Source organism: Micromonospora sp. NPDC004551 (genome assembly GCF_040609975.1).
Taxonomy (GTDB): domain Bacteria; phylum Actinomycetota; class Actinomycetes; order Mycobacteriales; family Micromonosporaceae; genus Micromonospora.
The window spans coordinates 127,561-153,163 of record NZ_JBEXLM010000002.1 but is presented as its reverse complement, the minus strand read 5'-3'; the positions used below and the strand labels follow the sequence as shown (position 1 = coordinate 153,163).

The window sequence follows — 25,603 nt, the reverse complement described above, 5'->3', positions numbered from 1 at the left end:
ATCCCCATCCGCTCCCCGCCCGCCGGAGGCCGCGGCCCTCCGTATCGGATCGTGCGCCTGGCACCGGGGAAGGGGTGCCAGGAACTCGAAAGCGGCTGGAGATCTCGCAGTACGTCGGGCGCCGTCACGCCCTACAGACCGCCGGGCAGCACCCCCTCCTCGATGTCGGCGAAGTCGTCTTCGCTCTCCGCGAGGTAGGCCTCCCAGGCCGCCCTGTCCCAGATCTCCACCCGGGTGCTCGCGCCGATCACGACCAGGTCGCGGTCGAGAGCGGCGTACGACCGGAGATGCCCGGGGATGGTGACCCGTCCCTGCTTGTCCGGCACCTCGTCGTGCGCGCTGGCGAAGAAGACCCGGCTGTAGGCCCGGGCCGTCTTGCTCGTCATCGGCTGCGCGCGCAACTGGTCGGCGATCCGCTGGAACTCGGGCATCGGGAAGACGTAGAGGCAGCGCTCCTGCCCTTTGGTGATCACGACACCCCCCGCCAGCTCGTCCCGGAACTTCGCCGGAAGGATCAACCGGCCTTTGTCGTCCAGGCGCGGAGTGTGGGTGCCGAGGAACATCGGCCCAACCCCCTCGCCCTGAGCGGCGTTCGCGGCGCCGCTGACCCCCCGGGCCGGTGTGGCCCTCCCGGCCTCACCATCGCGCCCCACTCTACTCCACTTCCCTCCACCCGCAACCAGAAACGCCCGCGTGGCGCGGCGTTTGCGCGCGCAAAACCGCACGTCAACGGGGGTGGGGCGGAGTGGAGGGGCGCGGCGGGTCGCCGGGGCGGTCCGCTTCCCGACATTGATCGACTCCGTCCGGCGGAGGGCGCTCTGGCCGTCCGCCGGAGGTCCCCGGCCGAACGGATCGCCGTCGGCGGCGATCTGGCGGGCCCGGTGGTCCGGTAACCTCGCTCGGGTGACGGACGCGAAGATGCCCCTGCGGGCAAAGGTGGCCAGCTCCGTGTCGCGGACCGCCGCGGCGCTGTCGCGGGCCGCGGGCCGTGGCGACGGCTCGGTCATCGGCGGCTGGATCGGCCTCAAGATCGACCCGGACCTGCTCGCCCACCTCTCGGCCGGGCGCGCCATCGCCCTGGTGTCCGGCACCAACGGCAAGACCACCACCACCCGGCTCACCACCGCCGCCGTCGGCGTGCTCGGCCGGGTCGCCACCAACTCCTTCGGCGCCAACATGCCCACCGGGCACACCTCGGCGCTGGCCAAGGCCGGCAGCACCCCCTACGCGGTGCTGGAGGTGGACGAGCACTACCTCGCCCAGGTGCTGGAGGCCACCGAGCCGCACGTGGTGGCGCTGCTGAATCTCTCCCGCGACCAGCTCGACCGGGCCAAGGAGGTCGCCATGATGGCGCAGCTCTGGCGCGCCGCGCTGGTCCGGCACCCCGACGTGCGGGTGGTCGCCAACGCCGACGACCCCATGGTGGTGTGGGCCGCCACCCCGCCGGCCGACCCGGCCCAGGGCCACGTGCCGCCGCACGTCACCTGGTTCAGCGCCGGCCAGCGCTGGCACGACGACTCCTGGGTCTGCCCCGAGTGCGGCTCCACCATCCAGCGCTCCGGCGAGCAGTGGTGGTGCACGGGCTGCCCGCTGCGCCGCCCGCAGCCGCAGTGGACGGTCGAGGACGACGGGGTGCTCGACCCCACGGGGGCCTGGCACAAGGTGCAGCTCCAGCTTCCCGGCAAGGTCAACCTCGGCAACGCGGCCACCGCCCTGGCGGTCGCCGCCGAGTTCGGCGTACGCCCCGTGGACGCGGTGTCCCGGCTCGGGGTGGTCACCTCGGTGGCCGGCCGCTACGCCCAGGTCGACCGGGACGGGCGCAACATCCGGCTGCTGCTGGCCAAGAACCCGGCCAGCTGGCTGGAGGCGTTCGACATGGCCGACGTCGCGCCGACACTGCTCTCCATCAACGCGCGCGACCCCGACGGGCTGGACACCTCCTGGCTCTTCGACGTCGACTTCTCCCCGCTGGCCGGCCGGCAGGTGCTGATCACCGGCGACCGGGCCTACGACCTGGCCGTCCGGCTCGACGTCAACGGCGTGCCGTTCCAGCACGTACGGAGCTTCGACGACGCGGTCCGCGCGGTGCCGCCGGGCCGGCTGGAGGTCATCGCCAACTACACCGCCTTCCAGGACATCCGAGCGGAGCTGGACCGTGTCAACTGAGAGCCTGCGCATCGTCTGGATCTATCCGGACCTGCTGTCCACCTACGGCGACCGGGGCAACGCGCTGATCCTGGCCCGCCGGGCCCAGCTGCGCGGCATGCCGGTCGAGGTGCTGGAGGTCCGCTCCGACCAGCGACTGCCCGCCACCGCCGACATCTACCTGATCGGCGGCGGCGAGGACGGCCCGCAGGCGCTGGGCGCGCAGCGGCTGATCGCCGACGGCGGCCTGCACCGGGCGGTGGCCCAGGGCTCGGTGGTGTTCGGCGTCTGCGCCGGCTACCAGCTGCTCGGCACCTCGTTCTTCGCCAAGGGCACCCGGTGCACCGGCCTGGAGCTGCTGGACATCTCCTCCGACCGGGGGCCCACCCGGGCGGTCGGCGAGCTGGCCGGCGAGGTCGACCCGCGGCTGGGCATCCCCTACCTGACCGGGTTCGAGAACCACGGCGGGCGGACGCACCTCGGCCCCGGCGTGTCGCCGCTGGCCCGGGTGACGGCCGGGGTCGGCAACGACGGGGCCACCGAGGGCGCCTGGCGCGGCAAACTGCTCGGCACCTATTCGCACGGTCCGGCGCTGGCCCGCAACCCCGCCCTGGCCGACCTGCTGCTGCGCTGGGCGACCGGCGCCCACCAGCTTCCCCCGCTCGACGACACCTGGGCCGACCGGCTCCGGTCCGAGCGCCGCGCCGCGGTGGCCGACGCCGCGAGGGCATGACCGGCGCCGCCCGACCGTGGCGGCGACGATCCCGCCGGTTCGCCCGGCTGCTCCGGCAGCCGTCGGCGCGCCGGTTCGCGCTGCTGCTCCTGCTGCTCGCCGGGTTCGGCGTCGCGCTGCTGCTGGTCCCCCGCCCCGACCCGGGCGACCTGCCCCGGCTGGCCGACTCGCTCGGCGGGTACGCGCCGGTCGCCGCCGTGGTGGGCGGGGCGCTGCTGCTCGTGGCGCTGGTCCCGCGTACCTTCGTGACGCTGGCCGCCGGGGCGATCTTCGGCCCGGTGCAGGGCGCCGCGTACGCCCTCGGCGCGGCGCTGCTCGCGGCGGCGCTCGGCTTCGCGGTCGGCCGCCTGCTGGGCCGGCAGTTCGTCGCCGAGCGGGTCCGCGGCCGGCTGGCCCGGCTGGACGGCTGGTTCGCCCGGCAGAGCGTGTTCGGCGTGATGACCGTCCGGCTGCTGCCGATCGCCGGGTTCGGGCTGGTCAGCTACGGCTACGGCACCACGGGCGCGCGGGTGCTGCCGTTCCTGGCCGGCAGCGTGATCGCCGCCGCCCCCACCGCGATCGGCTACGCGGCCATCGGCGCGGCGGTCAGCTCCCCCGACTCGATCAACTGGTACGCCGCCGCACCGGCCAGCCTCGGTCTGATCGCCAGTGCGCTCATCATCCACCGCTGGTGGCGGGCGGAACGGCACCGCCGGCTGGGCCCGAGCTGAGATGGCCGCGGAGGAGCGGCTGCCCGGCGGCTTCGTCACCGAGGTGGTCCGGATCGGCGACACGGTACGCCGTACTCCCCCGGCCCGGGCCGGGTTCGTGGCCGCCCTGCTGCGGCACCTGGCCACGACCGCGCCCGGCCTGGCGCCGGACCACCTCGGGGTGGACGAGCGGGGCCGGCAGGTGCTGACCCACCTGGCCGGGCGGGTGCCCTGGCGGGACCGCGAGGATCCGGCCTTCTTCGCCGACCCGGCCCTCACCCGGCTGGCCGAACTGATCCGGACGCTGCACGACGCCTGCGCCGGCAGCGCACTGGCCGGCGACGCCGAGACGGTCTGCCACCGGGACCTGTCCCCGAAGAACACCGTCTACCGGGACTCGCCCGGCGGGCCGCTGCCGGTGGCCTTCCTCGACTGGGACCTGGCCGGGCCGGGCCGGCGGATCGAGGACGTGGCGTTCGCCGGCTGGCACTGGGCCGCGCTGGGCGGGGACGCCGACCCGGCCGAGCTGGCCCGGCGCTGCCGGCTGCTCTGCGACGCCTACGAGGCGGCGGCCCCCGGGGTGTCCCTGCCCCACGGCGACCTGGTCGCCGTCATGCTCGACCAGCTAGACGGCACCTGGCGGGGCATCGACGCCGGCGCCGACCGGGACGAGCCGGGGATGCGCCGGCTCCGTGCGGCGGGCGCGGTCGACGCGGTACGCGGCTGGCACGACTGGCTGCGCCGGCACCGCGCGACGGTCGAGGCCGCCATCCGGACCGGTTGACCCCGGACACGGCGGAGGCGCGCCCCGAACGCGGAACGCGCCTCCGATGCACCCACCGCGTCAGGCGACGACCGAGACCATCCGGCCCTTCACCACGATGACCTTGCGCGGCTCCTTGCCGGCCAGCGCGCCGGCGACCGCCTCCAGCGCGGCCGAGCGGACGTCGTCCTCGGACGCGTCGGCGGCCACCTCGACCCGGCCCCGGACCTTGCCGTTGACCTGCACCGGGTAGGTCACCGTCTCGGCGACCAGCAGCGCCGGGTCGGCGGTCGGGAAGTCCGCGTACGTCAGCGAGGTGTCGTGGCCCAGCCGCCGCCACAGCTCCTCGGCGATGTGCGGGGCGAACGGCGCCACCATCAGCACCAGCGGCTCGGCCACCTCCCGCGGGGTCTCCGCCAGGCGGGTCAGCCCGTTGGTCAGCTCGATCAGCTTGGCGATCGCCGTGTTGAACCGGATCGCCTCCATGTCGCCGCGGACCCCGTCGACCACCTTGTGCAGCAGCCGCCGGGTGGCCTCGTCGGCCGGCGCGTCGGTGACCCGCACGGCGCCGGTCTGCTCGTCGACCACCGCGCGCCAGACCCGCTGCAGGAACCGGTAGGAGCCGACCACCGCCCGGGTCTCCCACGGGCGGGACACCTCCAGCGGACCCATCGACATCTCGTACACCCGGAAGGTGTCCGCGCCGTACGCCGCGCACATCTCGTCCGGGGTGACGACGTTCTTCAGGGACTTGCCCATCTTGCCGTACTCGCGCTTGACCTCGGTCTCGCCGTGGAAGTAGCGGCCGTCGACCTCGACGACCTCCTCGGCCGGCACGTAGGCGCCGCGCGGGTCGGTGAAGGCGTACGCCTGGATGTAGCCCTGGTTGAACAGCCGGCGGAACGGCTCGAAGGACGAGACGTGGCCCAGGTCGTACAGCACCTTGTGCCAGAAGCGCGCGTACAGCAGGTGCAGCACGGCGTGCTCGGCGCCGCCGACGTACAGGTCGGTGCCGCCGCAGTCGCCCGCGCCGCGCGGCCCCATCCAGTACGCCTCGTTCTCCGGCTCGGCGAAGCGCCGCGAGTCGGTCGGGTCCAGGTAGCGCAGCTCGTACCAGCAGGAGCCGGCCCACTGCGGCATCACGTTGGTCTCGCGGGTGTAGCGCTTCGGCCCGTCACCCAGGTCCAGCTCCACCTCGACCCAGTCGCGCCGCCGGGACAGCGGGGTCTCCGGGTTGCTGTCGGCGTCCTCCGGGTCGAACGTCTTCGGCGAGAAGTCGTCCACCTCGGGCAGCTCGACCGGCAGCATCGACTCGGGCAGCGCGATCGGCGCCCCGGTCTCGTCGTAGACGATCGGGAACGGCTCGCCCCAGTAGCGCTGCCGGGAGAACAGCCAGTCCCGCAGCCGCCAGGTGACCGCGCCGGCGCCGTGCCCGTTGGCCTCCAGCCACTCGATGATCCGCGCCTTGGCGTCGGCCACCCCCAGGCCGTTCAGGTCCAGGCCGCGCTCGGGCGCGGCACTGTTGACCGCCGGGCCGTCGCCGGTCCACGCCTTGCCGTCGAAGCCCTCCGCCGGCTGCACGGTCCGCACGATCGGCAGGTCGAAGACCTCGGCGAACTCCCAGTCCCGCTCGTCCTGCGCGGGCACCGCCATGATCGCGCCGGTGCCGTAGCCGGCCAGCACGTAGTCGGCGATGAAGATCGGGATCTGCCCGCCGGTCACCGGGTTGGTCGCCCAGGCGCCGACGAAGACGCCGGTCTTCTCCTTGGTCTCCGCCTGCCGCTCCACGTCCGTCTTGGCCGCGGCGGCCTTCCGGTACGCCTCGACGGCGGCCCTCGGGCTGGCGTGCCCGCCGGTCCACGCGTCCCGGGTCCCCTCCGGCCAGGCGGCCGGCACCAGCACGTCGACCAGCTCGTGCTCGGGAGCCAGCACCATGTAGGTGGCGCCGAAGACGGTGTCCGGCCGGGTCGTGAACACCCGGACCGGGCCGCGCTCGGTCGGGAAGTCGATGTGCGCGCCGGTCGACCGGCCGATCCAGTTGCGCTGCTGCAGCTTGATCGGCTCGGGCCAGTCCAGCGTGTCCAGGTCCTCCAGCAGCCGGTCCCCGTACGCGGTGATCCGCATCATCCACTGCTTCAGGTTCCGCTTGAAGACCGGGAAGTTGCCCCGCTCGGAGCGGCCGTCGGCGGTGACCTCCTCGTTGGCCAGCACGGTGCCCAGCCCCGGGCACCAGTTCACCGGCGCCTCCGAGACGTACGCCAGCCGGTGGTCGTCGACGATCTTCCGCCGCTCGCCCACGGTCAGCTCGGCCCACGGCCGGCCGTCCGGGGTGGACCGGGTGCCCCCCTCGAACTCGGCGATCAGCTCGGCGACCGGACGGGCCTTGCGCGCGTCCGCGTCGTACCAGGAGTTGAAGACCTGCAGGAAGATCCACTGGGTCCAGCGGTAGAAGTCGGTGTCGATGGTCGCCACCGACCGCCGCTCGTCGTGGCCCAGCCCCAGCCGGCGCAGCTGCTCCTTGTACCGCTCGATGTTGGCCACGGTGGTGGTGCGGGGGTGGGTGCCGGTCTGCACCGCGTACTGCTCGGCGGGCAGGCCGAACGCGTCGAAGCCCATGGCGTGCAGCACGTTCCGCCCGGCCATCCGCTGGTAGCGGGCGTAACAGTCGGTGCCGATGTAACCCAGCGGGTGGCCGACGTGCAGGCCGGCGCCGGACGGATAGGGGAACATGTCCAGCACGTACAGCTTCTCGGCGCCCGCGCGCGGGTGGGCCGGGTCGGCCAGCGGACCGGCCGGGTTCGGCGCGTGGAAGGTGCCCTCCCGCTCCCAGGTGTCCTGCCAGCGGTGCTCGATCTCCTCGGCCAGGGCGGCGGTGTACCGGAACGGGGGGATGTCGGTGGCCGGTGCGGCTGCCTCACTCATGGCGTCTCCTCGGCGCGGGTCATGTCGGGTATCGGAGGTCTGCTGCGGGCATGAAAAAGCCCCTCGCGCAGGAGGGGCCGCCGTGCTGTCGCGCTTTCAGCGCATCAGCACGGCTCGGTAAGAAGCAGGAAGACTCCGGCCATGACCGGCAGTGTACCCCGTCGGCGGCCCGCGCCTGCCGCCCGCCGCCCGCAAGGTGGGACGACGGTGGAGCTCGCCGCCGCTGCCCCGGAACCCGAAACCCACCGGGTACCCGCGTGCGGACGGGCCACACGTCCCCCGGTCCGGCGAATATTCCGGGCGTAACCGGCCGACCGGCTGCGGGGGTCGGCGACGACGAGAAACATGGTTAGCCTGAGAGGCCAGTGAGATTTCTGCGGCAGACGAGGCTCGGCGTCGCGAACCCAACGGCGGGTCCAGGTGCTCTATACAGAGCTGCCGTCCGGCGACGAGGAGGAGGCCCGTGACACAACAGACCTGGGACGAGGTGGGCGGTCTGCTGCCGCACGACGAGTTCCGCGCCGCCAGCGAGGCCATCGTGGCCAACATCGAGCAGGTCATCGAGGGCAAGACGGCCACCGTCCGGCTCGCCCTGGCGGTCCTGCTCGCCGAGGGCCACCTGCTGATCGAGGACGTGCCCGGCGTCGGCAAGACCAAGCTGGCCAAGGCCATGGCCCGGTCGATCGACTGCTCGGTCCGCCGGATCCAGTTCACCCCCGACCTGCTGCCCAGCGATGTCACCGGGGTCAGCGTCTACAACCAGGAGACGCACGACTTCGAGTTCCGGCCGGGCGCGGTCTTCGCCAACCTGGTGGTCGGCGACGAGATCAACCGGGCCTCGCCGAAGACCCAGTCGGCGCTGCTGGAGTGCATGGAGGAGCGGCAGGTCACCGTCGATGGCGTGACCTACCAGCTGCAGACCCCCTTCATGGTGATCGCGACGCAGAACCCGATCGAGATGGAGGGGACCTACCCGCTGCCGGAGGCGCAGCGCGACCGGTTCACCGCCCGGATCGCGATGGGCTACCCGGACCCCGGCGCCGAGCTCGCCATGCTGGACGGCCACGGCGCCAACGACCCGCTGCACGAGCTGCGACCGGTCTCCGACGCGGCCACCGTCCGCCGGCTGATCGGCCACGTCCGCCAGGTGCACGTCGCGGACGCCGTCAAGCAGTACGCGATCGACCTGGTCACCGCGACCCGCGAGGCACCCGACCTGCGGCTCGGCGCGTCGCCGCGAGCCACCCTCCAGCTGCTGCGCACCGCCCGCGCGGTGGCCGCCCTGGAGGGCCGCGACTACGTGCTGCCGGACGACCTCCAGGCCCTCGCGGTGCCGGTGCTGGCGCACCGCATCATCCCGACCGCCGACGCGCAGCTGGCCCGGCGCACCACCGACGCGATCGTCGCCGAGCTGGTGCACCGCCTCCCGCTTCCGCACGACCGCAAGCGCTCCCCCTACGACACCCGGCCCGCCCCGAACAACGGACGCGGGCCGTACGAGCCGCGGAGGCCGTGACGTGCGCGACGGGCTGCGAGGGCTGACCACCCGCGGCCGCTCCTTCCTGGCGGCCGCGGTCGCCGCCGCGATCTCCGCCGCCATCCTCGGCGAGAAGGACCTCCTCCGGGTGGCCGTCCTGCTCGCCATCCTGCCGCTGCTCGCAGCGGCCTACGTGGGGCGCAGCCGCTACAAGCTCGCCTGCAACCGGTCGCTGGAGCCGCACCGGGTGCCGGTCGGCGCCAGCTCCCGGGTGGTGCTGCGGCTGCAGAACCTGTCCCGGCTGCCCACCGGCACCCTGCTGCTGGAGGACCGGCTGCCCTACGCGCTCGGCAGCCGGCCGCGGGTGGTGCTGGAGCGCCTCGGCGCCCACCAGGCCAGCTCGGTGGCGTACACGGTCCGGGCCGACGTGCGGGGCCGCTACGAGGTCGGGCCGCTGGTGATCCGGCTGACCGACCCGTTCGGGCTCTGCGAGCTGAGCCGGGCCTTCCCCAGCACCGACCACCTGACGGTGATCCCGCAGGTCACCCCGCTGCCCTCGGTCCGCCTCCCCGGCGAGTACGCGGGCAGCGGTGACAGCCGGGCCCGGTCGGTGGCGGTGCACGGCGAGGACGACGCGGCCACCCGGGAGTACCGGATGGGTGACGACCTGCGCCGGGTGCACTGGAAGTCGACGGCCCGCACCGGCGAGCTGATGGTGCGCCGCGAGGAGCAGCCCTGGGAGAGCCGGGCGACGGTGGTGCTGGACACCCGCGCCGCCGGGCACCGCGGCGACGGGCCGACGGCGAGCTTCGAGTGGGCGGTCTCGACGGCCGCCAGCATCGCGGTGCACCTGCGCCAGGCCGGCTACAAGCTGCGCCTGGTCACCGGCAACGGCGCGGACGTGGACGCCACCGAGGCCGGTGGCGAGGGCGTGCTCCTCGACCACCTCGCCGAGGTGCACCTCGACAAGCGCGGCGAGCTGACCACACTGGTGCAGCAGGTCCGGCAGCGGGCCGACGGCGGCCTCATCATCGCGCTCCTCGGCACGCTGAGCACCGCCGAGGCCGAACTGCTGGCCGGGCTGCGCGGCAACGGCGCCACCTGCGTGGGCTTCCTGCTCGACAGCAACACCTGGCTGAACCTGCCGCCGAAGGCCCGGGCCGAGGCGGAGCACGCGCACGGCGCCGCCGTGCTCGCCCTGCTGCAGAGCGGCTGGCGGGTCATCGGGGTGGAGCACGGCAACCGGCTGCCGGTGCTCTGGCCGCAGGCGGCGCGCGGGTCGCAGGGCTTCGCGCTGCGGGCGGCGCTCGCCGAGACGGTCGCCGGAGGCGTGCGATGACCCGAAGGGTGGACCCGTGACCGCGCACCGCAACCTCGGCTTCGTAGCCGCGGCCGCGACCCTGCTGGCGGCGGCCCCGCTGTCGGCGATCTTCGAGCGCTGGACCTGGCTCATCCAGGCGGCCATCGTGGTCGCCGTGGTGGCCGGCGCGGCGGCGCTGAGCCGGCTGGCCCGGGCGCCACTGTGGGGTCAGGTGCTGGCCATGCTGGCCGGTCTCACGCTCGCCATGACCTGGGTCTTTCCGGGCGGCACCGAGTTCTTCGCCTTCGTGCCCACCCCGGCGACCTTCGCCCACTTCGGCGACCTGCTCAGCGCCTCGCTGTCGGACATGCGCTCCTACGGGGTGCCGGTGCCGGACGTGGACTCGCTGCTCTTCCTCGCCGTGCTCGGCATCGGCGCGGTGGCCATCGTGGTCGACGTGCTCACCGTCGGGCTGCGCCGGCCCGCGCTGGCCGGGCTGCCCATGCTGGCCATCTACTCGGTGCCGGTCGCGGTCTACGTGGACAGCGTCCCCGCCACCCCGTTCGTCGTGGGCGCCTGCGGCTTCCTGTGGCTGCTGGTCACCGACAACGTCGACCGCGTACGCCGGTTCGGCCGCCGGTTCACCGGCGAGGGGCGCGACGTCGACGTCTGGGAGGCGTCACCGCTGGCCGCGGCGGGCCGTCGGCTGGCCGTGGTCGGGGTGGTCCTGGCGGTCGCCCTGCCGCTGGCCGTGCCCGGGATGACCGGCGGGCTCCTGAACGCCGTCGGCGACGGCACCGGCACCGGCAACGGGCGGCCCGGCCAGGGCGGCAGCCCCGGCCGGATCGACCTCTTCGCCGCGCTCAGCGGCCAGCTCAACCAGACCGAGGTGACTGAGCTGGTCAAGGTGACCACCAACGAGCCGGCACCGTTCTACCTGCGCTTCGGGGTCGCCGACGAGTTGCTGCCGACCGGCTTCCGGGTGCGGGTGCCCAGCGGGAAGCCGGCCAACCGCAACCTGCCCGACCCGACGAAGCGCGGCGGCCGGGGCGTGACCCAGCAGCGCTACCAGGCCAGCGTCGAGGTGAGCAAGAACCTCACCATGCCGCTGCTGCCGGTCTACGCGGAGCCGGTGAAGACCGAGGACCTGAGCGGCAACTGGCTCTACGACGACAACCGCCAGATCGTCTTCTCCAACCGGGAGAACTCCCGGGGCAAGCACTACTCGTTCGACTACGTCCGCTCGACGTACAACCCCACCGTGCTGCGCGCGGCGCCGTCGCAGCCGGCCGACGACCCGGTGCTGGCACAGCAGACCGTCACACCGTCCGTCCGCGAGGTCGACCGGCTCGTCGACCGCCTGGTCAAGGGCCGTACGAACGACTACGACAAGGTCCGGGCGATCTACGACTACTTCTCGGTGGACAACGGGTTCACCTACTCGCTGTCCACCCGCAGCGGCACCAGCGGCGACGACATCACCAACTTCCTCAACACCAAGGTGGGCTTCTGCCAGCAGTACGCCGCGGCGATGGCCTGGCTGGTCCGGTCGGCCGGCATCCCGGCCCGGGTGGCGTTCGGCTTCACCAACGGCAGCAACTCCGGCGACGGCACGTACGTGCTGACCAACAAGAACCTGCACGCCTGGACCGAGGTCTACTTCGGCGAGATCGGCTGGGTGCCCTTCGACGCCACCCCGGCGGCGAGCGTGCAGGGGTCGGTCCGCTCGGTCTGGGCGCCGGACAGCGACGCCACCGAGGACGTCACGCCCCTGCCGGGGAGTACCGCGGCTCCCGGCGGGGCCGATCCGTCGTCCGGCGCCGACGACCCGGACCGCCTGGACAAGGACGCCGACCAGGGCCTGGCCGTCGGCGACAGCGGCCCGACCCGGCAGAGCCCGGTCTGGCCGTGGTGGGTGGCCGGGGCGCTCGCCCTGCTGGTGCTGCTCACGGTGCCGGCCCTGCGCCGCTCCGCGCTACGCCGGCGCCGGCGCGCCCGGGCGGCAGTGCCCGCGGCGACCGCCATGGCCGCCGTGCCCGGGCAGCGGGGCGAGGCGCGCGCGATCCTGGTCGGCGTGGACGCCGACCGCGCCCGCGCGGACGCCCACGCCGCCTGGGACGAGCTGCTCGACACGCTTGTCGACTTCCACGTCCGCGTGGACCTGACGGAGACACCCCGGACGACCGCCGAGCGGCTGACCCGGGAGACGCTGGCCGAGGACGCCGGTGCGGTGACCGGGATCCGGCTGCTGGGCCGGGCCGAGGAGCGGGCCCGCTACGCCCGCGATCCGCTGACCGGCGAGGAGCTGCACCCGGCCCTGCGGTCGGTGCGCAGTGCCCTCGCGGCCCGGGCGGACCGGCGTACCCGGCTGCTGGCGGCCCTGCTGCCGCCATCGGTGCTGCTGCGCTGGCGCACCGCCCTGACCGAACGCTCGACCCGGCTGGTCACCACGACCGGGCAGGTGCGGCAGCGACTGCTGCGCTGGAACCCGCGTCGTCTCCTGGCGGGCCGACCGGCCCGCTGACCCGGTTCCGCCCGCCGGCGCTCCCCCGCCGACGGGCCGGACCGGGTCCCAGGTCCCCTCGCGCCCTGCCCGGGCGACGGGCGCGCGTTGATCAAGAAGTTTGCGTCAGGAAACGGGCCCGCGCCGACGCAAACCTCTTGATCAACGCGGCGTGCGGTGTGGGGGTGTGGGGTGTGCGGGCGCGCGGAAGCGACCGCACTCGCCGGCGGGTGCCGGCGATGCGCCGTCGCCAGGTCCGCCCCCTCAGGGGCGGGACGTGCTCAGCGGTGGCCCTCCGGGCGCTGCCGCCAGCGGTCCTCCATCCGGTCCAGGAAGGAGCCCCGGCGGCCGCTGCGGCCACGGGGACCACGGCGACTCGTCGTGCCGCCGACCACGTGCAGGTCGGGCGACTGGGATCGGCGGTGCGACTGCACCGCGTAGCCCAACGAGGCCAGCATGACGACGAAGCCCGCCACGGCCAGCGGGGGCGTCTTGATCACGGCACCGTAGATCAACAGGGCCAGACCAGCGATGACCACGCCGGCAGCGACGAGCACGCGACGCCGCGCGTGGAAACGCGGGTCGCTGGCGCGCACGGCCGAGGCGAACTTGGGGTCCTCGGCAAGCGACCGCTCGATCTGCTCGAACAGCCGCTGCTCGTGCTCCGAGAGCGGCACGGCACTCCTCCCCGGTCACGTTGGTCGGCCCGGTCGGGCCGACAGACCGTGGCAGCCAACCGGCTGCTTACCCGCAAGTCTACGAGGGGGCTCGCGCGTCGGAAAGCGGGACGACCTATGGCCGGGTCGGTTTTTCCACTCGCCGGGGATCACGCTTGCCGAGAAGACTGGCCGGACCTATGACGGACCGCCCGAATCGGGCGGCCGCGGCGTCGGCCGCCGCCTCCGCCTCCCGCCATCCGCGCTCGGGCGCGCCCAGGGTGAGCTGCTGCGGCGTCTCCTCCGCGGCGGCCAACCCCTCCATCCGGACGCCGACCAGGCGGACCGGCTCGGCGGGGGCCAGGGCGGTCCAGAGCGCCCAGGCCGTGTCGAACATCTCCCGGGCCGTGTCGGTGGGCACACCGAGCGTGCGGGAGCGACTGACCGTGCGGAAGTCGGCCAACCGGACCTTGAGCGACACGGTGCGCCCGACCTGGCCCGCCGCGCGCAGCCGGGCGCCGGCCTTCTCGGCGAGGGCGAGCAGCGCCCGCCGGATCTCCGCCGGATCGCTGACGTCGGTGTCGAAGGTGACCTCCGCGCCGATCGACTTCTCCACGTGCTCCGGGGAGACCCGGCGCGGGTCCCGTCCCCAGGCCAGCTCGTGCAGGTGGGCGGCGGACGCCTCGCCCACCGCCCGGCGGAGCAGGCCCGGCGGCGCCTCGGCCAAGTCGCGCACCGTGCGCAGGCCGAGCCGTTGCAGCGCCTCGGCGGAGCGCTCCCCCACGCCCCACAGCGCCGACACGGGCAGCGGGTGCAGGAAATCCAGCACCCGGGCGGCGGGCACCACGAGCAGGCCGTCCGGCTTGGCCCGGGTGGAGCCGAGCTTGGCCACGAACTTGCTCGGCGCCACCCCGACCGAGCAGGTCAGCTCCTGCTCCTCGGCCACCCGGCGGCGGATCAGCCGGGCGATCTCGGTGGGGGTGCCGAAGAGCCGCCGGGCGCCGGCCACGTCGAGGAACGCCTCGTCCAGCGAGAGCGGCTCGACCAGCGGGGTGACATCGCGGAAGATGCGCATCACCGCCCGGGAGGCGGCCGAGTATTGCGTGAAGTCCGGTGGCAGGTAGACCGCGTGCGGGCAGAGCGCCCGGGCCCGGGCCGTGGGCATGGCGCTGCGGACGCCGAAGCGGCGGGCCTCGTAACTGGCCGAGCTGACCACCCCGCGCGGCCCGATCCCGCCCACCACCACCGGCTGGCCGCGCAGCTCGGGGCGGCGGCGCACCTCCACCGAGGCGAAGAAGGCGTCCATGTCGACGTGCAGGATCGGGCAGCCCGTGTCGTCGGCGTCCGGCCCGAAGCGCGGATCACCGCCCCGGGGCAACGACTGGCTGCGGCCCATCCCCGCAGGCTAGCCGCCCGGTCCGACAGTCCGCCCGGAGCGGGTCAGCCGCGTACCACCAGCAGCGGGATCGTCATCTCGGCCGCGGTGTCGGCACCGTGGTAGGCGACGAGCCGGGACACGATCGGCTTCTCGGAGCGGGTGGCGACCACCGCGTACGTGTCGCGGCAGACCACCACCACGTCGCCGATCCGGCCCAGGTGCTCCTCCGGCACCGGCCCGAACCAGCCGGTGGCCACCGCCTCCTCCCGGGTCAGCACCCGGGCGGCGCCGTCCAGCACCGCCGACCAGGCGGCCACCACGTCGGCCGTGGCACCCGGCTCGACGTGCAGGTAGCGGACCCGCGGCTCGCCGGCCACCACCCGGACGCCGGCCCGCAGGCGGGGGTCGGTGTCCAGGTCGATGCGGTGCCCGTCGGGCACGTTCAGCTGCCCGTGGTCGGCGGTGACGAGCAGAGCGGCGTCCGGCGGCAGCCCGTCGACGAGCCGGGCGAGCAGCCGGTCCACCTCGGCGGCGGCCAGCCGCCAGGGCGCGGAGTCCACGCCGCTGAGGTGCCCGTGCTGGTCGAGGTCGGGGTGGTAGCCGGAGACCAGGGTCGGCCCCGGGCCGGCCGCCAGGGCGGCGAGCATCCGCTCGGCGAGCGGGTCGGCCCCGGCGGCGCCCCGGTAGTCGCCGCCGCGGTTCGCGGCCAGGGTGAGGCCACTGCCGCCGTACTCCGGGCGGCTCACCACGGTGACCGCCACCCCGGCGGCACGGGCCCGCTCGTAGCAGGTGGCGACGGGCTGCCAGCGCAGCGGCTCGGGGTCGCCGGCCCACTCGATGTGGCTGAGCACCCGGTCGGTGCCGGGCACCCGCACCGTGAAGCCGAGCACCCCGTGGGCGCCGGACGGGGTGCCGGTGCCGAGGCTGACCAGGCTGGTCGGGGTGGTGGAGGGGAAGCCGGCGGTGAGCGGGACGCCGACCGTGGCGGCCAGCCCGGCCAGCGTCGGCGCGTACGGGGCGGCGGTGGGGATCTGGTACCAGCCGAGCCCGTCGACCAGCAGCACGGCGATCCGGCGCACCCCGGCAAGCCGGGGCGCCAGGCCGAGCAGGTCGGCGGCGCCGGGCACGCCGAGCAGCGCGAGCGCGCTGGGCAGCACGTCGGCCAGGCTGCCGCCGCCGTAGCGCGGCGCGACCCGGTCGAGCGGACCCACCGCCGGGCCGGTCATGCCGGGCGGCGGGCGAACAGGTGCAGTTGGGCGGCGAGATCGCGGTACGGCGGCCGGGCGGCCAGCGCCCGCTCCAGCTCGATCAGGGCGGCGGCCTGACCGTCCGCCACGGCGGCCGGGAGCAGGTCGGCGAGCACGCGTACGCCGTGGATCTCCTCGACGGCGAGGCCGGCGGCGGCGAGCAGCGCCGTGGCGCCGTCGGCGTCGTAGCGGCGGCGCAGGGTGTCGCGGGGGCCGGCGGTGCCGGCCGGGTCGGCGGCGAGCGCGGCGGCCACGTCCAGGTGCCCGTTCACGGCCCGGGCCAGCACGGCGGCGGCCCGGCCGGCGACCAGCACGCTGGCCGCGCCACCGGGGCGCAGGGCGGCGGCCAGCGCGGCGACCACCGGGGCGGGGTCGTCCACGACCTCCAGCACCGAGTGGCAGAGCACCAGGTCGGCGGTGGCCGGCTCGACCAGCCCGGCGAGTGCGTCACCGTCGCCCTGCACGGCGCGTACCCGCTCGGCGACCCCGGCCTCGGCGGCCCGGCGGGTCAGCGCGGCGAGGGCGTCGGGACTGGCGTCGACCACGGTGACCCGGTGGCCGGCCTCGGCGAGCGGGACGGCGAAGCCGCCCGTCCCGCCGCCGACGTCGAGCACGGTGAGCCGCTCGCCGGCCCGCCGGTCCAGCTCGGCCCGGAGCACCGCCCAGATCACGGCGGTGCGGGGGGTGAGGGTTCGGGTCAGCTCCACGCCGCCGAGCCTAGTCACCCCCGGCCCCGGGGTCAGGACTCGCCACCGCCGGCCGGGTCCTCCTCGGCGCGGGAGCGCTGGGCGTTGGCCACCGGCCCGTCGGTCACCTGGTATTCCCGCGGCTCCACCTCGTGGGTGGGCGCCCAACCGGCGCCCAGCCGGGTCCGTCGGGCGTTGGCCACGCCACCGGGGTACGTGCTGTGAAAGGTCATCTGGTTCATCCCCCATACCCGGGTGGGCCACTCTGCCCACCCGTGCCGGGAGTCTCCCGCCTCCGGCCTCCGGAAACCGTAATGTGGATCACTAAGCTCAACGGAAATCCCGGGACGCCGGCGTGACGGGCGGCTCGATCGCGTCCAGCCGGTCCGCGGTGAGGCTCGTGACGCCCTCGTGCCGCTGCAACCGGCCCCGCACCACCAGCGCGCCGCTGGTGCGGGCGATTCGACGGTAGCGCTGCCAGAGCCCCGGTGAGCAAGTGACATTGAGCATGCCGGTCTCGTCCTCCAGGTTGAGGAAGGTGACCCCGCCTGCGGTCGCCGGGCGCTGCCGGTGGGTGACGATCCCCCCGACCCGGATCCGCTGCCCGGGCTCCACCCGGCCCAGCCGGGCGATCGGCACCGCGCCGAGCGCGTCCAGCCGGTCCCGGATGAACCGGGCCGGGTGGCTCTCCGGGGACAGGCCGGTGGCCCAGACGTCGGCGACCAGGCGGTCCACCGCCTCCATCCCGGGCAGGGTGGGCGGGGCCGTGCCGGTCACCGTGCCGGGCAGCCGTCCCGGCCGGTCCTGGGCCGCCGCGCCGGCAGCCCAGAGGGCCTGCCGGCGGGTCAGCCCGAAACAGGCGAAGGCGTCCGCGGTGGCCAGCGCCTCCAGCTGCGCCGCGGTCAGGCCGACCCGGCGGGCCAGGTCCGGCATGTCCCGGTACGGCCCGTGGGCCGTCCGCTCCGCCTCGATCCGCTCGGCCACGCCGTCGCCGAGGGTACGCACGCCACCCAGCCCCAGCCGGACCGCCGGGCCGCCCAGCCCCCAGGCGTGCGGCGGCTCGCCCGGCTGGCTCCCCCACCGGGTCTCCGGGCCGGACTCCAGGGTGGCCTTCGCGCCGCTGGCGTTGATGTCCGGCCGGCGGACCTCGACGCCGTGCCGGCGGGCGTCGTCGACCAGGGTCTGCGGTGAGTAGAAGCCCATCGGCTGGGCGTTGAGCAGCGCGGCCAGGAACGGGCCGGGGTGGTAGCGCTTCAGCCAGGAACTGGCGTACACGAGGTAGGCGAAGCTCATGGCGTGGCTCTCCGGGAAGCCGTAGCTGGCGAACGCGGTGAGCTTGCGGTAGACGTCGTCGGCCAGCTCGCCGGTGATGCCGCGCTCGGCCATCCCGGCGTACAGCCGGTCGGCGATCTGCGCCATCCGCTCCACCGAGCGCTTCGCACCCATGGCCCGGCGCAGCTGGTCGGCCCCGGCCGCGTCGAAGCCGCCCAGGTCGATGGCGAGCTGCATGAGCTGCTCCTGGAACAGCGGCACGCCGAGGGTCTTCTCCAGCGCGTTGCGCATCAGCGGGTGCGCGAAGGTCACCGGCTCCTGGCCGTTCTTGCGCCGGATGTACGGGTGCACCGAGCCGCCCTGGATCGGGCCGGGCCGGATCAGCGCCACCTCCACCACCAGGTCGTAGAACTCGCGGGGCTTGAGCCGGGGCAGGGTGGCCATCTGGGCGCGGCTCTCCACCTGGAACACCCCGACCGAGTCGGCACGGCAGAGCATGTCGTAGACCTCGGGATCGTCCAGGGTCATGTCGCCCAGGTCCAGCCTGGACCCGATCAGGTCGTAGCCGTAGTGCAGCGCGGAGAGCATGCCGAGGCCGAGCAGGTCGAACTTGACCAGGCCGACGGAGGCACAGTCGTCCTTGTCCCACTGGAGCACGCTGCGGCCGGGCATCCGCCCCCACTCCACGGGGCAGACCTCGATCACCGGCCGGTCGCAGATCACCATGCCGCCGGAGTGGATGCCCAGGTGCCGGGGGAACGTCTGCAACTCGTTGGCGTACGCCACCACCTGCTCGGGGATGTCCTCGACGTCGACCGCCGCGACCGAGCCCCAGCGGTCGATCTGCTTGCTCCACGCGTCCTGCTGCCCGGGCGAGAAGCCGAACGCCTTGGCCACGTCCCGCACCGCCGACCGCGGCCGGTAGGAGATGACGTTGGCGACCTGGGCGGTGTGCTCCCGGCCGTACCGGGCGTAGACGTGCTGGATCACCTCCTCCCGGCGGTCGGACTCGATGTCCACGTCGATGTCGGGCGGGCCGTCGCGTTCCGGGGCGAGGAACCGCTCGAAGAGCAGCCGGTGCCGCACCGCGTCCACGTTGGTGATCCGCAGCGCGTAGCAGACCGCCGAGTTGGCCGCCGAGCCCCGGCCCTGGCAGTAGATGTCCTGCTCGCGGCAGAACGCGACGATGTCGTAGACCACCAGGAAGTAGCCCGGGAAGCCCAGCTCCTCGATCATCCCCAGCTCGTGCTCCAGCTGCGCGTACGCCTCCGGATGCGCCTCGGGCGGGCCGTAGCGCTCCCGGGCGCCGGCCATGGTGAGGTGGCGCAGCCAGCTCATCTCGGTATGCCCCGGCGGCACCGGGTACGCCGGCAGCTGCGGCGCGACCAGTTGCAGGTCGAAGGCGAGTTCCGCGCCGAACTCGGCGGCCCGGGCCACCGCACCGGGGTACGCGGCGAACCGCGCCGCCATCTCCGCGCCGCTGCGCAGGTGCGCGGTGGCGGCGGCGGGCAGCCAGCCGTCGATCTCGTCCAGGCTGCGCCGGGCCCGCACCGCCGCCACCGTGGTGGCCAGCCGGCGTCGCCCCGGGGTGGCGTAGTGCACGTTGTTGGTGGCCACCGTGGGCAGCCCCGCCGCGGCGGCCAGCTCGGCCAGCGCGTCGTTGCGGTCGGCGTCGAGCGGGTGGCCATGGTCGGTCAGCTCCACCGCCACCGTCTCGGCGCCGAAGAGCGCGGTGAGCCGGTCCAGCTCCCGGGCCGCCGCGTCGACCCCCTCGGTGAGCAGCGCGGCGGGCACGTGCCCCTTGCGGCAGCCGGTGAGCACCAGCACGTGGTCGCGCAGCTCGGCGGCCACCTCCTCCAGCTCGCCGTAGACCGGGCGGCCCTTCTCGCCGCCGCGCAGCTGCGCCCGGGCGATGGTGGCGGCGAGCCGGGCGTACCCCTCATGGCCGTGGGCCAGCACCAGCAGGTGCGCGCCGTGCGGGTCCGGCTCGCCGTTCTGCGGGCCGGGCAGCCCGAGGGAGAGCTCCGCGCCGAAGACCGTCGGCAGGTGCAGTGCGCGGGCCGCCTCGGCGAAGCGCACCACGCCGTAGAAGCCGTCGTGATCGGTGACGGCGAGCGCGGTGAGCCCCAGCCGGGCGGCCTCCTCGGCCAGCTCCTCCGGGTGGCTGGCGCCGTCGAGGAAGCTGAAGTTGGAGTGCGCGTGCAGCTCCGCGTAGGGCACCGCGTCGTCGGGGCGGGGCAGCTCCGGCGGCGCGTACTCCTGCCGCTTGCGGCTCCACGCCGGGGAGTCGCCACCGTCGGCGTCGACCGCGAGCGGGTCCACGACGTGCAGGTGCCGCTCCCCCTTGGGCCGTCCCTTGCCGGACCGCCCGCCGGGCCGCCCGGAGAGCACCTGCTCCAGCTCCGACCAGGGCATCTTGGGGTTGTGGAAGCTCACCGGCCCGCTCCCGGCCAGTTCCGCGTGGACGTCCTGCGCGTGGACGTCCTGGCCGGCTGCGGCCCTCGGCGGGGCCGGATTCCTCCAGGCTCTGCTTCCATCCCCACCGGGAGGCAGGTGACTGTCGGCTGACTACGAACTTGATGACGTGGATGAATCACGAAGGCGAGGGCGGGAGCGGGGGCGAGAGCGGATGGCGATCCGTTCACATCATCAAGTTCGTAGCCTCCGACGGGATGGCGCCGGCCTGGCACGGCAGCGCGCCGCGCGGCCAGGCCACGGCGCACGGCCGGAGCACGGCTCACGTCGGACGCACGCCGCTCAGTCATAGATCGCCTCCACCAGCCACTGGCCGCCCTCGACCGCGAGCAGCAGGGCGGCCCCGTCGGCCAGGCAGACCTGGAACCGGGCCCGGCGGCGGGCCTCGGCCGGCGCCCACCAGCGCTCGTCCACCGGCCACGGGCCGGCCCACCCGGCGACCTCGGCCGGCCGGCCCGCGCCGACGGTCAGCCGGGCGGGCGCGGCGCTGACCGCCAGCCGGGCGCTGACCACCACCGGCTCGCCGGCGGCGTCGTGCACGGCGGCGGGCAGCGGGGTGGGCAGCACCACGGCCGGCGCGGGCGGCGGGATCCGCCCCGGCCACGGCGGCACGGGGATCGCCCCGCCCGACCGCGCCGCCCCGCCGTTCCGGGCTGGGCGGGCCACCGCACCGGCCGACTCCGGCCGCGCCACGGCACCGGCCCGGGTCCGCCCGGCCGGCGCTGTCGGCCCGGTCGGTGGGACCGCCGGCTCGACGGTCGGCAGGGGTGGCGGGCCGGGGCGGGCGGGCAGGCGCTCGTCGCCCCACGGGACCAGGCGCACCTGGTCGGCCGGGGAGCGCCCGCCGCCGAGCACGGCGGTGACCACCGCCTCGGGGCCGAGGATGCCCTGCACCCGGCTCAACGCGCGGTGCGCCCGCTCCCGCTCCTCGCCGGTCTCGCCCCACAGGCCGGGTTGCAGACCGGCCTGTGCGAGCACCCCGTCCGGCACCAGCCGCAACCGGATGATCCCGGCGGTGGGGCGGGCCGGGCGGGCGCCGCCCCGGCCGTTGCTGCCGGAGAGCCAGCCGTCGAGCTGCCAGCGGACCCGGTCGGCGATGGCCGCGGCGGTGAGCAGGCCGTCGTGCCGCCAGACCCGGTGCAGCTCCTGGCCGTGCGCGGTGACCGCCTCGATGCCGAGCCGGGTGCACGCCAGCCCGTGCGCGGCGAGCCGCTCGTGCAACTGCTCGGCCAGCGTCCGGGCGGCGAACGCCGCGGCGTCGACCCGGTCGATCGGCTCGTCGTGGTCGGCGGTGACGGTCAGGTCGGCGGGCGGCTGCCGGACCGCGAGCGGCCGGTGGTCCCGGCCGGCGGCCAGCCGGTGGGCCAGCGCCCCGTCGAAGCCGAACCGGGCCAGCACGTCACCGGGGGGCAGCGCGGCGAAGTCGCCGAGGGTGCGTACGCCCAGCCGGCGCAGCAGGTCGGTCAGGGTGGGCCGGCCGAGCGCCTCGACGGGCAGGCCGGCCAGGAACTCCGGGGTCCCGCCGGGAGGCACGATCCGCCCGTCGCGGGCGGCCAGCCCGGCGGCGAAGACGCCGTCGGCGATGCCGACCTGGCTCTCCACCGCGCAGGTCTGGGCGACGTGCTCGACGATCCGTTCGGCCGCCGCCTCCTCGCCCCCGAGATAGCGGCTGGGGCCCCGGGCGGCCAGCGCGCAGGCCCCGGGACGGATCACCTCGACCCCGGCGACCACCTCCTCGACGGCGGCCACCACGGGCTCGAACGCCCGGGCGTCCCGGGCGGGATCGTGGTCGACGACGGTGAGCTGGGGGCAGCGCCCCTGCGCCTCCCGCCGGCGCAGGCCCCGGCGGACACCCTCGGCGCGGGCCCGCTCGGAGCAGGCGACCACCCGGTTGGCGTGCAGCACCACGACCGGGTCGGTGGCCGGCACCCCGTCGACGATCTCGGCGGCGAGGACCGGCCAGTCCGGGCACCAGAGCAGCAGGGTCCGCGCCGGCGCACCGCTCATGCCGGCCCGGCCACGGTGAGCGGCCGGAGGGTGGCCGCGGCGGCCGGGGCCACCACGCTGAGCCGGCGGGCGGCGGAGCGGACGGCACCGGCGCCGGCGCCGGTCGACCGGGGGATGACCCGGGTCAACTCGTCGCCGGGCAGCCAGACCTTGATCTCCTTGGGGCGGGCGGCCGCGCCCCGGCCACGGGCCGAGACGGTCACCTCCCGGCGGCGCAGCCGGCCCCGGCCCGCCCCGAGCCCCTCCCAGACCCCGCGGACCACCTGGAGCGTCACGTCCGCGCCGTCCCACCGCCCGTACGGGACGAGCACGCTGCCGCGCTGCCGGGCCCGGGCGGCCAGCCGGCTGGCGACCGAGGCGGAGACCGTGGTCGGCACGGCGGTGACCACCACGTCGACCCCGTCGATGAGCGCGGCGACGACGGTGGGCCACTCCGGCCCCGGGTTCGGCACCAGGGCGAGCCGGTCCAGGGCGATGCCGGCCTCGGCCGCCGCGCCCGCCCCGAAGGTGGGCACGCCGACCACGGCGCACCACGAGCCGGCCCGGGACGCCTCGGCGAGCAGGGCGAGGATGAGGGAGGTGGCGCCGCTGCGCCGGGGCTGGCCGGAACCGACCGCGATGGTGCTGCCGCGCCGCAGCCCGCGGTTGGGCAGCAGCCCGGTCAGCTCGGGCCGGACCGGGAGCACCCGGTGACCGCCCGCCGGGTCGGGCGCGCTGGCCGGGCGTACCAGCTCGGCCAGGGCGGCGGAACCGACCACCATGCGGCCCGCCATCGGACCAACCCCCCGTCGTGTGCTCACCACGGGCGCCGGCCCGTGGATGGTGCTGTGGATCGTGCGGTGCGGGACGCCCGTGCGGCCCGGTGCGGCATGCTCGCCGTCGCCGGGAGTGGCGCCCGGCCACCCGGGGTCCCGCCGGTGGTGGCCGGGCGCCACGACTCAGGCGGCGGCCGCTCCGGGTCGCGGCGCGGCGTCGGCCCCGCCGAGCCGGGGCAGCCCGTCGAGCGCCGGCTGGTGGGACAGGCCGAGCGCGGTCTCCACCACGGTCACGAACTCCTCGGCGGCGCGGAGCAGGTCGTCGGCCTCCCGGGCGGTGACCACCCGGGGGATGCCGGCCTCGGCGGCGGCCCGCTTGCTGGCGCCGGCGGCGAAGTAGGCGGCCCACTCGTCCAGCTCGGGGGCGACGGCGGCGAGCAGCACCCAGACGCTGGTGATCCGGTTGCGCCGGGTGGGTGCGGGGCGGGCGCGGGCGGCGAGCAGGGCGGCGGCGGCGCGCAGCGCGGCGAGGTGGGCGGCGGCGTACCGGAGGCCGTCGGGGCGGGTCCGGGCGGCCTCGGCCAGCCCGTGGCGGGCCACCACGAGCAGCTGGGCGGGGGTGCGGTGCGGCAGCACGTGCGCGGGCACCGTGGGCGCCTGGGCCGGACTGGTCGGCATGGTCTCTCCTCCGCGTGGGCCGGGGCGGGGCGGGCCGCGCGACGGGGAACCGTCGCCCGGACGCCCGGAACGGGCGGTGCGGAGGAAGACGCACCAGGTGGGTGGCCGGCCGGGTGTGGATGCTTCCCCACACCACACCCGGCCGGCGTACCGGCGGGTCCGTCGCCCGCCGCCCGGGGGTCGTGGGCGGCGGGCGACGATCCTGCCTGACGGGTCCGGACTCGCGACTGTCCGGAGCCCGGTGCGGTCCGCGGAACCGCACCTCCCGGGAGCCGGAGCCGCGAAACACCGCTCCCGGACGTTGGAACGAGCGTACGAGCTAATCGAACACTCGTTCTAACTGCTCTGACAGTACACCTCCCCTCCGACGAAAATGCAACGTGTGACGCACCGGCGTGCCGGGCGACGGCCGGTGGATTCTCAGGGCGCGCACAGCAAGGGCAAAGGAGCCACCGATTTCGGGGCACCAGGGTTGACGACATGAACGTCAGCCGTACCCGGAAGAACGCCCGATGACCGCCACCGTCGCCGGCCGGCAGACCCCGCGCCGGACCCTGCCGGCGGCCCCGGCCTGGTGGGCCGACGTGGCCGGCGGCGCCGCGGTGCTCAGCCTGCTGGTGGTCACCGCGCTCTGGACCGCCGACCGCGGCGTGCAGGAGCTGCTGGGCGGCGCGGCCACCGGCCTCACCTCGCTCGGCCGGCTCGCCGGCCTGGTCAGCGCCGACCTGATGCTCGTCCAGGTGGTGCTCATGGCCCGGGTGCCGCTGATCGAGCGACGCTTCGGTCAGGACCGGATCGCCCGCTGGCACCGGCTCACCGGCTTCACCTCGTTCCACCTGCTCCTGGCGCACGTGCTGCTCACCGTCCTCGGATACGCCGGCACCGCCCGCCGGGGGGTGCTCGCCGAGACCTGGGACCTGGTCGTCTCGTACCCGGGGATGCTGCTGGCCACCGCGGCGCTGGCCCTGCTCGTGCTGGTGGTGGTGACCTCGGTCCGCGCGGCCCGGCGCCGGCTGCGCTACGAGTCCTGGCACCTGCTGCACCTGTACGCGTACCTGGGCGTCGCGCTGGCGCTGCCGCACCAGCTCTGGACCGGTGCGGACTTCGTCGCCTCGCCGCTGGCCCGCGCCTACTGGTGGACCGTCTACCTGCTGGCGCTGGCCAGCGTGCTGATCTGGCGGCTGGGCCTGCCCGCCTGGCGCTCGCTGCGGCACCGGATCGAGGTGGCCGCCGTGGTCCCCGAGGCGCCCGGGGTCACCTCGGTCTGGCTGCGCGGGCGTGACCTGCACCGGCTGCCCGTCCGGGCCGGGCAGTTCCTGCTCTGGCGGTTCCTGGACGGCCCCGGCTGGTCCCGCGCCCACCCGTACTCGCTGTCCGCGCCGCCGAACGGCGACCTGATGCGGATCACGGTCAAGGACCTGGGCGACGGCAGCGCCCGGGTGGCCGCCCTGCGCCCCGGCACGCGGGTGCTCGTCGAGGGGCCGTACGGGCGGCTCACCGGGGAGCGCTGGCGCGGCGGCGGGATCACCATGCTGGCCTGCGGCGTCGGCATCACCCCACTGCTGGCGCTGCTCTGGGAGCTGCCCTACGCGCCCGGTCAGGCGGTGCTGCTCTACCGCGCGCGTACCCCCGACGACCTGGCCTTCCGGGCGGAGCTGGACCGGCTCGTCGCGGAGCGCGGGCTGGTCGTGCACCACCTCGTCGGCCCCCGGGCGGCACGCCCGTCCTGGCTGCCGGCCTACGCCGAGGGGCTCTCCGACGCGGAGGCGCTGCGCCGGCTCTCTCCCGGCATCGCCGGCCACGACGTCTTCCTCTGCGGACCGGACGGCTGGGTCGAGGCCGCCCGCGCCGCGACCCGCGCGGCAGGGGTCCCCGACGCGCATCTCCATCACGAACGCTTCGCCTGGTGACGGGCGC

Annotated in this window: 19 protein-coding genes; 8 read left to right on the top strand and 11 right to left on the bottom strand. The window is 75.3% G+C overall.

Annotated features, from left to right (window positions below; all coding sequences use genetic code 11):
* Nucleotides 1-131 precede the first annotated feature (131 nt).
* Nucleotides 132-563 (bottom strand): division/cell wall cluster transcriptional repressor MraZ, encoded by a 432-nt coding sequence (gene mraZ, locus ABZW14_RS04700; RefSeq protein WP_302762896.1) that lies wholly within the window; start codon nt 561-563, stop codon nt 132-134.
* A 355-nt stretch (nt 564-918) separates the two neighbouring features.
* On the opposite strand from mraZ, the gene ABZW14_RS04695 reads away from it, so the two are divergent.
* The 4 genes from ABZW14_RS04695 to ABZW14_RS04680 are packed head-to-tail and all read left to right on the top strand — an operon-like array spanning nt 919 to nt 4,351.
* On the top strand, nt 919-2,166 hold the full coding sequence (locus ABZW14_RS04695; RefSeq protein ID WP_355340187.1) for a MurT ligase domain-containing protein: 1,248 nt from the start codon (nt 919-921) through the stop codon (nt 2,164-2,166).
* Nucleotides 2,156-2,878: a glutamine amidotransferase gene (locus ABZW14_RS04690; RefSeq protein ID WP_355339790.1), complete on the top strand. Its 723-nt coding sequence runs from the start codon at nt 2,156-2,158 to the stop codon at nt 2,876-2,878. The genes ABZW14_RS04695 and ABZW14_RS04690 overlap by 11 nt, the downstream gene beginning before the upstream one ends.
* The gene (locus ABZW14_RS04685) at nt 2,875-3,588 is read left to right on the top strand and encodes a VTT domain-containing protein (RefSeq protein WP_154227840.1); all 714 of its coding nucleotides are present in this window, start codon (nt 2,875-2,877) and stop codon (nt 3,586-3,588) included. Before ABZW14_RS04690 ends, ABZW14_RS04685 begins: the two co-directional genes overlap by 4 nt.
* Before the next feature lies 1 nt (nt 3,589).
* Nucleotides 3,590-4,351, top strand: a complete 762-nt coding sequence (locus tag ABZW14_RS04680) for a phosphotransferase (RefSeq protein ID WP_355339786.1) — start codon at nt 3,590-3,592, stop codon at nt 4,349-4,351.
* 60 nt (nt 4,352-4,411) lie between these two features.
* Here the strand turns inward: ABZW14_RS04680 and leuS are convergent, their stop codons facing one another.
* Entirely contained in the window at nt 4,412-7,252 is a 2,841-nt protein-coding gene (leuS, locus tag ABZW14_RS04675) for a leucine--tRNA ligase (protein ID WP_355339783.1), read from the bottom strand.
* A gap of 463 nt (nt 7,253-7,715) precedes the next feature.
* Here leuS and ABZW14_RS04670 point away from each other — a divergent pair, with 463 nt between their 5' ends.
* The 3 genes from ABZW14_RS04670 to ABZW14_RS04660 are packed head-to-tail and all read left to right on the top strand — an operon-like array spanning nt 7,716 to nt 12,553.
* Nucleotides 7,716-8,768: a MoxR family ATPase gene (locus ABZW14_RS04670; RefSeq protein WP_355339780.1), complete on the top strand. Its 1,053-nt coding sequence runs from the start codon at nt 7,716-7,718 to the stop codon at nt 8,766-8,768.
* Between the two features lies 1 nt (nt 8,769).
* On the top strand, nt 8,770-10,068 hold the full coding sequence (locus ABZW14_RS04665) for a DUF58 domain-containing protein (protein ID WP_355339777.1): 1,299 nt from the start codon (nt 8,770-8,772) through the stop codon (nt 10,066-10,068).
* Nucleotides 10,069-10,084: 16 nt separating this feature from the next.
* Complete coding sequence (locus tag ABZW14_RS04660) at nt 10,085-12,553, top strand: DUF3488 and transglutaminase-like domain-containing protein (RefSeq protein WP_355339774.1); 2,469 nt, start codon at nt 10,085-10,087, stop codon at nt 12,551-12,553.
* Between the two features lie 260 nt (nt 12,554-12,813).
* On the opposite strand, the gene ABZW14_RS04655 is transcribed toward ABZW14_RS04660, so the two are convergent.
* The 9 genes from ABZW14_RS04655 to ABZW14_RS04615 form a co-directional block, all read right to left on the bottom strand.
* Complete coding sequence (locus ABZW14_RS04655; protein ID WP_355339771.1) at nt 12,814-13,209, bottom strand: DUF3040 domain-containing protein; 396 nt, start codon at nt 13,207-13,209, stop codon at nt 12,814-12,816.
* 115 nt (nt 13,210-13,324) lie between these two features.
* Nucleotides 13,325-14,584, bottom strand: coding sequence for a DNA polymerase IV (locus ABZW14_RS04650; RefSeq protein ID WP_355339768.1), 1,260 nt, complete (start codon nt 14,582-14,584; stop codon nt 13,325-13,327).
* A 44-nt stretch (nt 14,585-14,628) separates the two neighbouring features.
* Nucleotides 14,629-15,792 (bottom strand): nucleotide pyrophosphatase/phosphodiesterase family protein, encoded by a 1,164-nt coding sequence (locus ABZW14_RS04645; protein ID WP_355339765.1) that lies wholly within the window; start codon nt 15,790-15,792, stop codon nt 14,629-14,631.
* Nucleotides 15,789-16,520 carry a methyltransferase domain-containing protein gene (locus tag ABZW14_RS04640; RefSeq protein ID WP_355339762.1) on the bottom strand — a complete coding sequence of 244 codons (732 nt, stop codon included), beginning with the start codon at nt 16,518-16,520 and terminating at the stop codon, nt 15,789-15,791. Before ABZW14_RS04640 ends, ABZW14_RS04645 begins: the two co-directional genes overlap by 4 nt.
* A 32-nt stretch (nt 16,521-16,552) precedes the next feature.
* Complete coding sequence (locus ABZW14_RS04635; RefSeq protein ID WP_091268414.1) at nt 16,553-16,732, bottom strand: hypothetical protein; 180 nt, start codon at nt 16,730-16,732, stop codon at nt 16,553-16,555.
* A gap of 97 nt (nt 16,733-16,829) precedes the next feature.
* Nucleotides 16,830-20,207 carry an error-prone DNA polymerase gene (locus ABZW14_RS04630; protein WP_355339759.1) on the bottom strand — a complete coding sequence of 1,126 codons (3,378 nt, stop codon included), beginning with the start codon at nt 20,205-20,207 and terminating at the stop codon, nt 16,830-16,832.
* A 321-nt stretch (nt 20,208-20,528) separates the two neighbouring features.
* On the bottom strand, nt 20,529-22,253 hold the full coding sequence (locus ABZW14_RS04625) for a DNA polymerase Y family protein (RefSeq protein WP_355339756.1): 1,725 nt from the start codon (nt 22,251-22,253) through the stop codon (nt 20,529-20,531).
* Nucleotides 22,250-23,026: a hypothetical protein gene (locus ABZW14_RS04620; protein WP_355339753.1), complete on the bottom strand. Its 777-nt coding sequence runs from the start codon at nt 23,024-23,026 to the stop codon at nt 22,250-22,252. Before ABZW14_RS04620 ends, ABZW14_RS04625 begins: the two co-directional genes overlap by 4 nt.
* A 165-nt stretch (nt 23,027-23,191) precedes the next feature.
* Nucleotides 23,192-23,686, bottom strand: coding sequence for an SAV_6107 family HEPN domain-containing protein (locus tag ABZW14_RS04615; protein WP_355339750.1), 495 nt, complete (start codon nt 23,684-23,686; stop codon nt 23,192-23,194).
* 512 nt (nt 23,687-24,198) lie between these two features.
* Between ABZW14_RS04615 and ABZW14_RS04610 the strand changes: the two genes are divergently transcribed.
* A complete protein-coding gene (locus tag ABZW14_RS04610; protein ID WP_355339747.1) occupies nt 24,199-25,596 on the top strand; it encodes a ferredoxin reductase family protein in 1,398 nt (465 codons plus the stop codon).
* The last annotated feature ends 7 nt before the right edge of the window (nt 25,597-25,603 follow it).

What these genes read in the sequence shown, in the direction of transcription:
- mraZ (WP_302762896.1), bottom strand. Translation starts at nt 563, where the DNA reads ATGTTCCTCGGCACCCACACTCCGCGCCTGGACGACAAAGGCCGGTTG.
- ABZW14_RS04695 (WP_355340187.1), top strand. Translation starts at nt 919, where the DNA reads ATGCCCCTGCGGGCAAAGGTGGCCAGCTCCGTGTCGCGGACCGCCGCG.
- ABZW14_RS04685 (WP_154227840.1), top strand. Translation starts at nt 2,875, where the DNA reads ATGACCGGCGCCGCCCGACCGTGGCGGCGACGATCCCGCCGGTTCGCC.
- ABZW14_RS04680 (WP_355339786.1), top strand. Translation starts at nt 3,590, where the DNA reads ATGGCCGCGGAGGAGCGGCTGCCCGGCGGCTTCGTCACCGAGGTGGTC.
- leuS (WP_355339783.1), bottom strand. Translation starts at nt 7,252, where the DNA reads ATGAGTGAGGCAGCCGCACCGGCCACCGACATCCCCCCGTTCCGGTAC.
- ABZW14_RS04650 (WP_355339768.1), bottom strand. Translation starts at nt 14,584, where the DNA reads ATGGGCCGCAGCCAGTCGTTGCCCCGGGGCGGTGATCCGCGCTTCGGG.
- ABZW14_RS04645 (WP_355339765.1), bottom strand. Translation starts at nt 15,792, where the DNA reads ATGACCGGCCCGGCGGTGGGTCCGCTCGACCGGGTCGCGCCGCGCTAC.
- ABZW14_RS04635 (WP_091268414.1), bottom strand. Translation starts at nt 16,732, where the DNA reads ATGACCTTTCACAGCACGTACCCCGGTGGCGTGGCCAACGCCCGACGG.
- ABZW14_RS04625 (WP_355339756.1), bottom strand. Translation starts at nt 22,253, where the DNA reads ATGAGCGGTGCGCCGGCGCGGACCCTGCTGCTCTGGTGCCCGGACTGG.
- ABZW14_RS04620 (WP_355339753.1), bottom strand. Translation starts at nt 23,026, where the DNA reads ATGGCGGGCCGCATGGTGGTCGGTTCCGCCGCCCTGGCCGAGCTGGTA.
- ABZW14_RS04615 (WP_355339750.1), bottom strand. Translation starts at nt 23,686, where the DNA reads ATGCCGACCAGTCCGGCCCAGGCGCCCACGGTGCCCGCGCACGTGCTG.
- ABZW14_RS04610 (WP_355339747.1), top strand. Translation starts at nt 24,199, where the DNA reads ATGACCGCCACCGTCGCCGGCCGGCAGACCCCGCGCCGGACCCTGCCG.